Below are 12,236 nucleotides of genomic sequence, written 5' to 3'. Positions count from 1 at the left end.
GGCCGCGAATTGATCAGCCGAGTGTGGGACACGTGTCACCGGATCTCCGGCCACCCGTCGTACGCTCGGTTGATGAATGAGGAACCGCTGGTCAGCGTCGTACGAGGAAGCCTAGACGATCATGAGCTGGCCGCGCTGGCCGCCATCCTGACATCTCGATCCACTTCGGTCAATTCCGAAACACCGCCACAAGCGGTCTCGGAATGGTCGCGATCGGCACGGCCGTCGGGCGCGTCGCGGGGATGGCGGGCATCGGCCCTGCCCCGATAACGGCTGTCCACAGGGGGCAGTCATACGGGGCGTGACCGGATACCCTCATCTGCGTCACCCCCAACGCCCGGAGGTCCGATGAGACGCGACGCTGGTCACATCGAGGCGAATCTCCCCGGCATGGAGGAGGCCGCCGCCCTCCTGGCCGCGGCCGTCGAGCGGGATTACGCCCCGCGCGCCGTCACGGTCAGCGCCGCGATGCGCACGCCGATGCCGCCGGCCGACCGCGGGTTCAGCGAGCTCCATCTCTTCGCGCACGCCCACGAGCAGGCGCAGCAGGCCACCCTCGCCAACGTGCTGCACTTCGCGAACGGCACCGCGGGTCTCGCCGCGGCGGCCCGGGAGGCCGGTTCGCGCTATGCGGAGAGCGACGCCACCGCGCGCGACCTGCTGAGACGCGCATGATCGCCGGGACCGGCGGCAGCGGCGGGACCGACTGGTCGTCGCTGCGGCTCGACCAGATGTGGGCGATGGTCTCCTCGCACGACCCGGACACCCACGCCCGGCTGATCGGCGGCTGGCGGCAGTCCCACGAGCTGGCGATGCGTCATCTCGCGCAGGTCCGGGACTACCGCGAACGGCTGGCGGCGTCCTGGGACCCGGCCCGCAACCGGGCGGCCGCCGCCTATTTCGCCCGCCTCGACGCGCTGATCGCCAACCTCGAGGAGACGTCCGAGGCGGCGGTCGCGAATCAGCGGGCGTTCACCGGCGCGACCGGCGCCCTCCAGTCGGCGCGCCGGCAGATGGCCGAGATCCATCGCGAGCACACGGCGAACGCGCTGCTGCTCGCGGCGTTCGCCGAGGAGAAGCGGCTCTACCAGCTGACGCCGGGAAAGGCCCGCGGGGTGCCGCCGCAGCGGCCCGTTCCGGAGGGCCGGCAGGCGCTGCTGGAGGCCCGCGCCAGGGCGGTGATGCAGGCTCTCTCCACCGAGCTGGCCCAGGCCCAGAGCGCGCTGGTGGTCCCGGCGGCCTACGAGCCCGGTCCGGCGGCGTCGCGTGCTCGCATTCCGCTCCCCCGCTCCGATCCGGCCCGCCAGGAGATTCCAGGACCTTCTTCGGTACGAGGGAGAGCACCGGCCCCCGGCCCCGAGGGCATGGTGATCGGCCGCCCGAATATTTCCGAAATATCCCCCGGGAGGGGCACCTCGGCCCGGCCGCCCGCCGGAATCATCGGGGCGACCCGGCCCCCCGTTCCCTCCCGCCGGCCCCCGACCACCCCGGTCCCCGGCAATCCGATCCCGGGCAGTCCGATCCCGGGCGATCCGATCCCGGCCGAGCCGACCCTGGGCGATCCGACCCTGGGCGATCCGATCCTGGGCAGCCCGACCCCGGCCACCCGCAACGGCACCCGACCCACGGACTCCCCGGCCGAGGGCACCCCCACCACGACAGGCCGGCAACCACCGGCCGGGCAGCCCGCCACCAGAGCCGGCCCGCTCGCCGCCCCCATCGGCGGCGTGATCGGCCGGCAACCCCCGCCGCCCCACCCCACCGGCCACCGCCGCCACCACCCCGGCACCCCCTGGGAGATCGGCGAGGGCGTCGACCCGGTCGTCGAGCCGCCCCCGGAGAAGCCGATCGACCCCGGCCCGGCGATGGGCCGAACCCCCGAAAACGGCTGAAACATGCAGCTTGCGCCCACGAGCCCACTCCGTTGCCTTGTAGGCTCCTTTCCCGTGCAGACCGACATCGCGTACCGCCTGATCCTCGCCTCGGCCAGCCCGGCCCGCCGTGCCCTCCTGACCGGCGCCGGCATCGACGCCGAGGTCATCGTGAGCGGCGTGGACGAAAGCGTCGTCGACGCCGAGGACGCGGCCACCCTCTGCCTCGCCCTGGCCCGGATGAAGGCGCGCACCGTGGCCGCCGACCTCCCGGCCGACCCGGGCGCGCTGGTTCTCGGCTGCGACTCGGTGCTGGCGTTCGGCAGCGAGGTCTTCGGCAAGCCGGCGAGCCCGGAAGAGGCGATCAAGCGCTGGTCGGCGATGCGCGGCCGGTCCGGCGTGCTGCACACCGGCCACCACCTGACCGGCCTGGTGAGCGGTCTGCAGGCGGAGGCGGTCGGCACGACGACCGTGCACTTCGCCGACGTGAGCGACGCCGAGATCGAGGCGTACGTCGCCTCCGGCGAGCCGCTCCAGGTGGCCGGCGCGTTCACCCTGGACGGCCGGGGCGGCGCTTTCGTCGACCGGATCGAGGGCGATCCGGGCAACGTGATCGGCCTGTCGCTGCCGCTGCTCCGGAATCTGCTGGCCCAGATGGGCGTGCCGATCACGAGTCTGTGGAGGCAGTGAGCTTCTAAGTGAATCGATGATCCGGCGAAACGTAGTCGCCCGGCGGAGCAGAACGACCGTTAGGCTCTACCCGTGCGGAAGATATTGATCGCCAACCGTGGCGAGATCGCCCTCCGGGTAATCCGGGCCTGCAAGGACGCCGGCCTCACCAGCGTCGCCGTCTACGCCGACAGTGACCGCGACGCGCCGCATGCGCGCGCGGCCGACGAGGCCTACGCGCTGGACGGCGAGACCGCGGCCGACACCTACCTGCGCATCGACAAGCTGCTCGACGTGGCGGCGCGCAGCGGGGCCGACGCTGTGCACCCCGGTTACGGCTTCCTCTCCGAGAACGCCGAGTTCGCCGAGGCGGTGCTCGGGGCCGGCCTGATCTGGATCGGCCCGAGTCCACAGGCGATCCGCGACCTGGGCGACAAGGTCACCGCACGCCACATCGCGCAGCGGGCGGGCGCGCCGCTCGTGCCGGGCACCCCCGACCCGGTCGCCGGCGCCGCCGAGATCGTTGCGTTCGCCGAGGAGCACGGCCTCCCCGTGGCCATCAAGGCCGCTTTCGGCGGCGGCGGCCGGGGACTGAAGGTCGCCCGTACCCTTGATGAAATTCCCGCCCTGTTCGAGAGCGCTACGCGCGAGGCGGTGGCCGCTTTCGGTCGTGGCGAGTGCTTCGTCGAGCGATACCTGGACCGCCCGCGGCACGTCGAGGCCCAGGTCCTGGCCGACACCCACGGCAACGTCGTGGTGGTCGGCACCCGCGACTGCTCGCTGCAGCGCCGGCACCAGAAGCTGGTCGAGGAGGCGCCCGCGCCGTTCCTCACCGACGAGCAGCGCGCGAAGATCCACGAGAGCGCCAAGGCGATCTGCCGGGAGGCCGGCTACTACGGCGCCGGCACCGTGGAATACCTCGTGGGCCAGGACGGCACCATCTCGTTCCTCGAGGTCAACACTCGTCTCCAGGTGGAGCACCCGGTCAGCGAGGAGACCACCGGCATCGACCTGGTGCGCGAGCAGTTCCGGATCGCCGCGGGCGCGCCGCTGCCGTTCACCGAGGACCCGATCCCTCGCGGTCACGCCATCGAGTTCCGGATCAACGGCGAGGACGCGGGCCGGGGCTTCCTGCCGGCGCCGGGCACCGTCACCGAGCTGATCTGGCCGGCCGGCCCGGGCGTCCGGGTCGACTCGGGCGTCGAGAAGGGCGGCGTGATCGGCGGCAACTTCGACTCGATGCTCGCGAAGATCATCGTGACCGGCGCGACCCGGGCCGAGGCGCTCGAGCGTTCCCGCCGGGTGCTGGACGAGACGGTGATCGAGGGCATCGCCACGGTGCTGCCGTTCCACCGCGCCGTGATCCGCGACGAGGCGTTCACCGGCGAGCCGTTCACGGTGCACACCCGCTGGATCGAGACCGAGTGGGACAACACGGTGCCGCCGTTCGCCGCTCCCGCCGCGGCGCAGGCCGAGCCCGCCGAGCGGGAGACCGTCGTGGTCGAGGTGGGCGGCAAGCGCATCGAGGTGCGTCTTCCGAAGACCTTCTTCTCGAGTACGACCCTCTCGGGTACGGCGGGAGCCGCCGCCCCCAGGCGCGGCAGCGCCCGTTCCCGCAGCGGTGGCGCCGCGGCCGCCGTGACCAGCGGCGGGCTCACCGCCCCGATGCAGGGCACGATCGTCAAGGTCGCCGTGCAGGACGGTGACCAGGTCGCCGAGGGCGACACCATCGTCGTGATCGAGGCGATGAAGATGGAGCAGCCGCTGCAGGCCCACCGATCCGGAACGGTCTCCGGCCTGACGGCGGAGGTGGGCGCCGCCATCACCGCGGGAACGCTGATCTGCGAGATCGCGTAACCCTTCTTTCCGCGATCTTGTTGATGGGGTGCCGCCCCGTGCCCATGCAGATCAACAAGATCGAGTCCTGAGGGAACTCCAGGGCGGGCCGCCGATACGGGACCTACCGGCGGCCCGCGCCGCGCTGCCGGAACGATCCGAGGTCCGGCGGCACGGGCAGTCCCACCGTACGCCGCGGACTCGCCGTCCATCGAAAACCAGGCGCGCCGGTGTGAACTTCGGACGTACCGTGGCGGTCGTCACGGCGGAGAACGTCTGACCGAAGCGCATTCTGAAGAAGAACATTCACAGCACAGCGCACTCTCAGGTACGGCCGAGCACAATGCCGTGAGCCCCGAAGCCGCGAGGTGACCGTCTGATGACCGAACTGCTGACCATGCTGGCCACGCCCGCCTGGGCGTACCTCGCGCTGTTCGGTTTCCTCGCGGTCGACGCCCTCGTGCCGGTCGTGCCCATCCAGGCCATCATGATCACCTCTGGGGCGCTCACCGTCTACGGCAATCTCGATCTCGCCCTGGTGATCGCTCTCGGGGCCGTCGGCATGTTCGCCGGGGACGCCGTGGCGTTCGTCCTGGGCCGCTCGACGGGTGCCCGTTTGAGCGCATTGCGCGAACGCTTCGCCCCGCGCGGCGAGGATGCCGGGGAGCCCGGCCGCACCCGCAAGGCCGCCGAGCGGTTCACCCGGGGACTGCGCCGGCCCGGCCCGCTCGTGATGCTGCTCTGCCGGTTCGTGCCCGGCGGCCGGATGGCGTCCGGCTACCACGCCGGCCGCAGCCACTACCCGGTGAAGCTCTTCGTGGCGTACGACGGACTCGCCTCGCTGGCCTGGGCCAGTTACGGCGGGCTGGTCGGCCATCTCGGCGGCACCGCGATCACCCAGTCGGCGTGGCGGCTGTTCGCCGTGGCGGCCACCGCCGCCGTGGTGTTCGGCACGGCCGGCTGGATCCTCGCCCTCTTCGGCGGCGGGCCGGCCGCCGAAGAGGAGCCGGACGGCGCTACTGGATCTCGTGCTGCATCAGCTGGCGGGCCGCTTCCGCGATCGACCCCGAGAGCGACGGGTAGATCGTGATGGTGTGCGCCAGCTGATCCACGGTCAGGTTGTTCTCGATCGCCATGGTGATCGGCAGGATCAGCTCGCTCGCCTTCGGCGCCACCACGACGCCGCCGATGATCTGGCCGGTCGCGAGCCGGCAGAACAGCTTCACGAACCCGTCCTGGAGCCCGGCCATCTTGGCCCGCGCGTTGCCGGTGAGCGGCAGCATCACCTGGCGGGCCGGCGTACGCCCGGAGTCGACCTCGTTCTGGGTGACGCCGACGGTGGCGAGCTCCGGGTCGGTGAAGACGTTGGCCGAGACGGTCCGCAGCCGCAGCGGCGCCACCGCCTCGCCCATGGCGTGCCAGATCGCGATCCGGCCCTGCATCGCGGCGACGCTCGCCAGCGGCAGCACGCCGGTGCAGTCGCCGGCCGCGTAGATCCCCGGCACGTTGGTCCGGGACACCCGGTCGACGGTCACGTAGCCGCCGTCGCCGACTGCCACGCCGTACTCCTCGAGGCCGAGGTCGGCGGTGTTCGGGATGGCGCCGACCGCGATCAGCGCGTGCGAGGCCTCGATCACCTTGCCGTCGCCGAGGGTCACCCGCACGCCGTCGCCGGTGTTCTCCACCGACTTGCCCCGGGCCTGGCTCAGGATCGTCATGCCGCGCTCGCGGAACACCCGCTCGATCGCCATGGCGGCGTCGGCGTCCTCGTGCGGCATCACCCGCTCCCGGCTGGAGACGAGCGTCACCTCCACGCCCATGGCGAGGTACGCGCTCGCGAACTCGGCGCCGGTCACACCGGAACCGATCACGACGAGGTGGGACGGGAGCTCGGTCAGGTCGTACACCTGCCGCCAGTCGAGGATCCGGTCGCCGTCCGGGCGCATCGAGGAGAGCACCCGCGGGGTGGCGCCGGTGGCGAGCAGCACGGTGTCGGCCTCGACCGCGTACGTCTCCCGGCCCTCCGGGGTGATCAGCACCTGGTGGGTGTGGCCGAGCCGGTCCTCGCCGAGCTTGGCCCGGCCCCGGACGACGTCGACCCCCGCCTTGATCAGCTTGGTCTGGATGTCGCCGGACTGGGCCAGCGCCAGCTTCTTGACCCGCTGGTTCACGGCGGCCGCGTCGACGCTCACGCCGTCCAGGCCGGCCGAGGAGATGCCGAACCGCTCGTTGTGGCGGTAACCGGTCATCACCTCCGAGCTGGCGATGAAGGTCTTGGAGGGGACGCAGTCGGTCAGCACGCACGCGCCACCCGGCCCGTCCGCCTCGACGAGGGTCACTTCCGCACCGAGCTGGGCCGCGACGAGGGCCGCCTCGTATCCGCCCGGTCCCCCACCGATGATCACGATCCGACTCACGACAACAACCCCTCCAAAAACCGGCATCTGTGCCGACACGCTCGTTCCATATTCTCACTACCCCTTCCGCCAGCTATCGTCGTCGCCGTGCGTCACTACGCCGCGTATGGCTCGAACCTGGATCCCGCCCGCATGCGGGCCTACTGTCCGCACTCGCCGATGGTCGGCGTGGGGTGGATCGAAGGCTGGCGCCTCACCTTCGCCGGTGAGGGAGAAATGGGCTGGGAGGGGGCAGTCACCACGGTCGTCGAATCACCGGGCGACCGGGTGTTCGTCTCCCTCTACGACGTCCACCAATGGGACGCCGCACAGCTCGACGAGGTCGAGGGGGTGAACGCGGGGACCTACCAGAAGCTCACCGTACGTGTATCGACTCTTGACGGAGACGTACCCGCCTGGATCTACGTCTTCACCGGTTACGAGGGCGGCCTGCCCACCGCGTGGTACCTCTCCGAGATCGCCAACGCGGCGGAGAAGGCCGGCGCCCCGGACGACTACGTCCAGGAGCTGCGGTCCCGTCCCACCGGGACGGCCTCACCGGAGGTCTAGCGTCGTCTCGTAGACGTTGGCGCGGTACAGGGCGGTCATGCCGACCTTGAAGTAGAGGCTCGCGGCGTCGGTCGGGTTCGCCAGGTCGACGCCGAGTCCCGCTTTCGCGCGGCCTGCGGCCGCGTATTCCGCGAAGGCGCGGCGCAGGAGAGCTTCGCCCAAACCCCTCTTCCGGTACGCGCGGAGCACCGCGAGCGACCGCACCCATCCTTCGTCGTTCGCCTCGTCGCCACCCGAGCCGCCGGACTGCAGCACGCCGGCCATCACCCCGTCCACCTCGGCGACCAGCCACTCGGCGAACCGCACCCCGGACTCGGCGTCGATCTGCTCGCGCCAGGCCTCGTACGTCAAAGCCCGGTGATCCGAGTCCCGGAACGCCTCCTCGATGACGGCGTGGAAGCGTCGCATCTCGTCCGGGTCGCCGGCCCGGACCGGGCGGATCACGACCCCCTCGGGCGGCGCGGGCGCCTCGTGCGGCACGCCGGCGAGCGGCATCTGCATCCGGGCGTGCTGCTTCAGGAAGACGAACCCGGCGTCGGTGAGCGCCTCGATGTACGCCGCCTCGGTCGGGATCGCCCCGGCCCGCACCGCGTAGACGTGGTGCCCCAGCTCGGCGCCCCGCTCGGCCATCCGCGCCATCAGGAGCCGCAGCAGCGGCCGCTGCGCCGGCAGGCCGTTCTCCGGGTGCACGTAGACCTCGGCGAAGTCCCGGTTCTTGCCGGTCGGGTTGCGCGGGTACGCCCACCCGGCGATCGCGCCCGCCGGATCCAGCGCCAGCCAGCTGTCCCGGCTCATGTCGGTGTGCGGGCCGGTCAGCTCCTCGCGTACCTCGTCCAGGGTGAAGTCGGGCTCCCCCACCGCGGCGATGTCGCTGGCGTGCACCATGGCGAGGATGGCGGGCGCGTCGTCGAGGGTGGGCCGGCGCAGCCGCCAGCCGGCGGGGAGATCGGACATGCCGGCCATCCGACCACGCCCACGCCCGCCTGCCAATCGGTTTTCGCCAGGACCCTCCACCGGGCCCGCGTCCCGGCGCCGCTCGGCTCCCCGGCCCGGCTCGGCTCAGCGGGTCAGGCGGTGGCTCAGCGACTCCAGCAGGCCGGCGAACTCGACGCGCTCACCGCGGTCCAGCGTCGCGTAGGCCTGCCCGGCCAGCGAGTTCGCCACCGCCTCGGCCCACATGAGCCGGCGGACCAGCGGGCCGGCGTGCGGGTACGGCGCCTGCCACCCGAACGCGACCGCCCCGGTCTCGCCGTCCGGCCCCGCGATGATCGCCTCGAGCGGGGTGAGGCCGCTGGCCCGGACCGCGATGACGTACACGCCCTGCCGGTGCTCGTGCAGCAGATGCATCAGCACCGCGGCGCGCGCGCCCGGCGAGGCGTCCGGCACCGGCATGGCCCGCCACGCGGCGAACAGCGTCAGCCCGGCCGCGTCGACGGCGTCCACGACCCGCCCGCCGAGCTCCAGCAGCCGGTTCAGCCGGGGGAACGCGCCCAGCTGGTCGGCGCCCCACGCGCACAGCTCATGCAGGTGCCAGGTGGCCACCTCGACCGGCGCCGACGTCTTGGCGGTGGCCTCCCACCCGTCGGTGACCGCCTCCGGCGCGATGAACGCGAGCGCCGCCGCCACCGTCTCCGGCCGCACGTCGCCGAGCGCCCCGGCCCGGGCCGACACGTGGTAGGCCCACCCCGACAACCCGAGCAGCCGCGCCCGGCGCAACGTCTGCGGTGATTCCGCGAAGGCTCCGACGATGGCGGCGAGTCCCGCCTTGGCGTTGGCGGCAGCCTGTTCGGGGGTCACCTGCCCGATTCTGCACTCCCTGACCGGTTAAAGAAAACGCTCCCCGTCGCTCCGTCCTCGCCGCTTCCGCCACACCCCTCCCGACCAGCCCCTCCCCGACCCGTCGAAGAGACGCACCACCCACCCGTGCGCCGACCCGCCGGCCTCATGTCCGCCCACCCAAGCGCCGTCCTCGGCCGCCTCAACCCACGTCGGCGGCCTCATGTCCGCCCAACCGCGCGCCGGCCCCGGCCGCCTCAACCCACCTCGGCCGGCTCAGTCGGCGGTCAGGTCGTCGAGGGCGGCCTGGACGTCACCCACCCGGCGGCGGGCCGCGGCGGCCTCCCGCTCGGCCGTACGCCGGGCCAGCTTGCGCCGGGCCACGTCGGCGACCGCCTCGGTACGACGGCGTTCCAGCTCGGCGAGTTCGGCGTCCAGATCCTCGACCAGATGCCCGGCATCCCGCTCGGCCGCCTCGGCCCGCTCCAGCTGCGCATCGGCCCGGCGCTCCGCAGCGGTGGCGACACCCATCTCCCGCTCCAGCTCCCGCCGCCGGCGCTCGACCTCCCGCCGCCGCTGCTCCTCCTCCCGACGCCGCTGCTCGGCGACGGCCTTCTCCCGGGCGGTGACCCGCGCCTCCGGCTCGCCGTCGTCGGTGTCCTCGTCGGCCGCCGCCTCATCGGGCAGGTCGGTCACCAGGCGCAGGCGTGGGCGCGGCACCTCCCCGAACCCGGCATAGGTGGCCGCCCGGATCAACCTGCCGGTCCGGACCTGCGAGGCGATCTCCGGCTCGGCGAGGGCTGCCGTGAGGGTCGCTTCCACCTCGCCGAGCGGCAGGCGGGCGGCGGGCGTCCCGGCGGCGACGGCCAGTTTGCGGGCGGCCGCGACGAGCGCCGAGACGAACTGCCTGCGCTGGGTGGAGAGCTCGCGCAGCTGGTCACCCTTGAGATCACGCTGGGCGGCCCGCAGCGCCGAGGACAGTTCGACCAGCTCGTCGATGAGATCCGGGCGCTTGATCGCGAGCAGATTGACCACCCAGGCCGCCACGGTGGGCTTCTTCAGCGCGGCGAGGCGGCGGGCCGCATCCCGGTCGCCGGCCTTGCGGGCCTCGGCGATCGCGGCGGAGCGGGCCGCGACGAAGCCGTCCGGCGGTTCCTCGTAGAGCCGGCGGACGCTCCCGTCGGTGTCGGTCGCCACGTCAGCCGAGCACGGTTCCCGGCGCCACCCGGGCGAACCTCGTATCGGAGAAGCTCTCCAGGTGTTTGCCGTACACGGCCGCGCCGCGCTCGTTGATCAGGCCGTCGTGCAGCGCGAACGCCCGCCCGGGCCGCACCGACCGGATGAACTCCAGCGACTCCGCGATGGTGGCCCAGGGTGCGTTCATCGGCGCGAAGAGCGTCTCCACCTCGACACCGTCCGGGACCACGAACGAGTCACCCGGGTGGTAGAGGTTCGCGGCGCCGTCGTCGACGAGGAAGCCGAGGTTCGCGAAGACCGGCACGTACGGGTGAATGATCGCGTGTTGCCCGCCGTACGCCCGGACCCGGAACCCGGCCGCCTCGAACTCCTCCCCGGCCGCCACCGCCGTCGTCGCGCCGGCCACGTCGGCGAGCAGCGGCAGCACCGCCTCGTGCGCGAAGATCCGCAGATCGGGGCGCCGGGCGACGGCCGCGGTCACCGCCGTCACGTCCAGGTGGTCGGCGTGCTCGTGGGTGACGAGCACGGCGTCGGCGCCGTCCAATGCGGACGCTTCGGAGAATTCGCCGGGATCCACGACGAGAACTCCCGCGCCCTCCAGCCGCAGGCATGAATGCGTGAACTTCGTGACGCGCACGGGATCCCTCCGCTGCTCAATCGTGACCGGTTGACAAGCAGTCTGCCGGAACCGCGAGACGTGTGGCGTACGTCCCAACGGTCAAGCATGACGAGATCGGAGCGACGATGCATAAGCGGGGAACCACGAAGTTGATCGCCGCGGCACTGCTGGCGGGGGCGTTGCTGGCCGGCTGCGGCGCCGATTCATCGGATTCCGGGACGTCCCAGGCCGAGCCGGCGATGGGGCGCGCGGATTCGGCGGGCGGCCAGGCCGAGGCGCCGGCCGCCGAGGAGGGCGGGACCGCCGGCAAGGGTACGAACACCGCTGCGCAGGCCCCGGACCTGCGCGTCGACCAGCGTTCGATCATCTACACCGGCTCGATCACGGTCCGGGTCGACAACGTCACGACGGCGGCCGCCCAGGCCACCGGCATCGCCTCGGCGGCCGGCGGCTTCATCGGCTCGGACGAGCGGCAGAGCGGCAGCGGCGCGGACACCGCGAACCTGACGCTGCGGATCCCGGCCGCGAAGTTCAGCTCGGTCGTCGACCAGCTCGCGAAGCTGGGCCACGAGGAGACCCGGGGCATCAACACCGAGGACGTCACCGAGGAGGTCGTCGACCTGGACGCCCGGATCTCGGTGCAGACCGCCCGGGTGGAGAGCGGGAAGAAGCTGCTCGCCCAGGCCAAGACGCTCGACGACCTGGTGATGCTGGAACGCGAGGTCGCCACCCGGGAGGCCGACCTGGCCTCGCTCGAGGCGAAGAAGCGGCGGCTCGCCGACCTGACCTCGCTCTCCACGATCACCGTGGTGCTGCTCGACCCGGACGCCACCGGCGCCGCACCCGACGACGAGCCTCCGGGCTTCCTGGCCGGCCTCGCGGGCGGCTGGGACGCGCTGAAGGCCTCCCTCGCCGTGCTGGCGACCGTGCTCGGCGCGCTGCTGCCCTGGCTCATCGCGATCGGCATCCCGGCCGGCGCGGCCGTCTACGCGATCCGCCGCTACCGCCGCCGCCCCGCAACGACCCCCTGACCCAGCCCACCCCTGCCCCGCCCTACCCCTGCCCCCTTCTCCCGATCTTGTGAATCTCCGCAGCGACGGGCCTGCGCAGTTTCACAAGATCGGCGGGAAGAGGGCGCGGGAGAGGTCCGCGCTCCCAGCCCTCCGCAATCTTGTGAAGCTCCGCAGCGACGGGCCTGCACAGTTCCACAAGATCGGCGGGAAGAGGGCGCGGGAGAGGTCCGCGCTCCCAGCCCTCCGCGATCTTGTGAAGCTCCGCAGGGACGGGCCTGCACAGTTCCAC

General features: G+C 72.4%; 13 protein-coding genes. 8 read left to right on the top strand and 5 right to left on the bottom strand.

All coding sequences use genetic code 11. From position 1 onward, the window contains the following. Positions 1–72 precede the first annotated feature (72 nt). From AB0G10_RS01335 to AB0G10_RS01310, 6 genes are all read left to right on the top strand, one after another. Positions 73–270 carry an acyl-CoA carboxylase subunit epsilon gene (locus AB0G10_RS01335; RefSeq protein WP_360914718.1) on the top strand — a complete coding sequence of 66 codons (198 nt, stop codon included), beginning with the start codon at positions 73–75 and terminating at the stop codon, positions 268–270. A gap of 78 nt (positions 271–348) precedes the next feature. Next, positions 349–675 carry a hypothetical protein gene (locus AB0G10_RS01330; RefSeq protein ID WP_360914715.1) on the top strand — a complete coding sequence of 109 codons (327 nt, stop codon included), beginning with the start codon at positions 349–351 and terminating at the stop codon, positions 673–675. Next, positions 672–1,892 carry a hypothetical protein gene (locus AB0G10_RS01325; RefSeq protein ID WP_360914712.1) on the top strand — a complete coding sequence of 407 codons (1,221 nt, stop codon included), beginning with the start codon at positions 672–674 and terminating at the stop codon, positions 1,890–1,892. The genes AB0G10_RS01330 and AB0G10_RS01325 overlap by 4 nt, the downstream gene beginning before the upstream one ends. 54 nt (positions 1,893–1,946) lie before the next feature. Next, positions 1,947–2,561: a Maf family protein gene (locus AB0G10_RS01320; protein ID WP_360914709.1), complete on the top strand. Its 615-nt coding sequence runs from the start codon at positions 1,947–1,949 to the stop codon at positions 2,559–2,561. Between the two features lie 72 nt (positions 2,562–2,633). Further along, the gene (locus AB0G10_RS01315; RefSeq protein ID WP_360914706.1) at positions 2,634–4,397 is read left to right on the top strand and encodes an acetyl/propionyl/methylcrotonyl-CoA carboxylase subunit alpha; all 1,764 of its coding nucleotides are present in this window, start codon (positions 2,634–2,636) and stop codon (positions 4,395–4,397) included. Between the two features lie 358 nt (positions 4,398–4,755). Beyond that, a complete protein-coding gene (locus AB0G10_RS01310; RefSeq protein ID WP_360914703.1) occupies positions 4,756–5,466 on the top strand; it encodes a DedA family protein in 711 nt (236 codons plus the stop codon). Here the strand turns inward: AB0G10_RS01310 and AB0G10_RS01305 are convergent. After that, the gene (locus AB0G10_RS01305) at positions 5,393–6,793 is read right to left on the bottom strand and encodes an NAD(P)H-quinone dehydrogenase (protein WP_360914700.1); all 1,401 of its coding nucleotides are present in this window, start codon (positions 6,791–6,793) and stop codon (positions 5,393–5,395) included. The two genes, AB0G10_RS01310 and AB0G10_RS01305, sit on opposite strands and share 74 nt — an antisense overlap. Before the next feature lie 87 nt (positions 6,794–6,880). On the opposite strand from AB0G10_RS01305, the gene AB0G10_RS01300 reads away from it, so the two are divergent. Next, on the top strand, positions 6,881–7,342 hold the full coding sequence (locus AB0G10_RS01300; protein WP_360914697.1) for a gamma-glutamylcyclotransferase: 462 nt from the start codon (positions 6,881–6,883) through the stop codon (positions 7,340–7,342). On the opposite strand, the gene AB0G10_RS01295 is transcribed toward AB0G10_RS01300, so the two are convergent. The 4 genes from AB0G10_RS01295 to AB0G10_RS01280 all read right to left on the bottom strand — a co-directional run bounded on the left by AB0G10_RS01295 (position 7,328) and on the right by AB0G10_RS01280 (position 10,952). Then, positions 7,328–8,296 carry a GNAT family N-acetyltransferase gene (locus AB0G10_RS01295; RefSeq protein WP_360914694.1) on the bottom strand — a complete coding sequence of 323 codons (969 nt, stop codon included), beginning with the start codon at positions 8,294–8,296 and terminating at the stop codon, positions 7,328–7,330. The two genes, AB0G10_RS01300 and AB0G10_RS01295, sit on opposite strands and share 15 nt — an antisense overlap. 105 nt (positions 8,297–8,401) lie before the next feature. Beyond that, a complete protein-coding gene (locus AB0G10_RS01290) occupies positions 8,402–9,139 on the bottom strand; it encodes a hypothetical protein (RefSeq protein ID WP_360914690.1) in 738 nt (245 codons plus the stop codon). A 255-nt stretch (positions 9,140–9,394) separates the two neighbouring features. Next, positions 9,395–10,315, bottom strand: coding sequence for a hypothetical protein (locus tag AB0G10_RS01285; RefSeq protein WP_360914687.1), 921 nt, complete (start codon positions 10,313–10,315; stop codon positions 9,395–9,397). 1 nt (position 10,316) lies between these two features. Then, a complete protein-coding gene (locus AB0G10_RS01280; RefSeq protein ID WP_360914684.1) occupies positions 10,317–10,952 on the bottom strand; it encodes an MBL fold metallo-hydrolase in 636 nt (211 codons plus the stop codon). A 107-nt stretch (positions 10,953–11,059) separates the two neighbouring features. Here AB0G10_RS01280 and AB0G10_RS01275 point away from each other — a divergent pair, with 107 nt between their 5' ends. After that, the gene (locus tag AB0G10_RS01275; protein WP_360914681.1) at positions 11,060–11,965 is read left to right on the top strand and encodes a DUF4349 domain-containing protein; all 906 of its coding nucleotides are present in this window, start codon (positions 11,060–11,062) and stop codon (positions 11,963–11,965) included. Positions 11,966–12,236 lie beyond the last annotated feature (271 nt).

Origin of the sequence: Actinoplanes sp. NPDC023714, from assembly GCF_040639855.1 — a bacterium.
Classification (GTDB): domain Bacteria; phylum Actinomycetota; class Actinomycetes; order Mycobacteriales; family Micromonosporaceae; genus Actinoplanes.
Note: the sequence above shows the minus strand (reverse complement) of the source record. Positions and strands in the feature narration are given on the sequence as shown.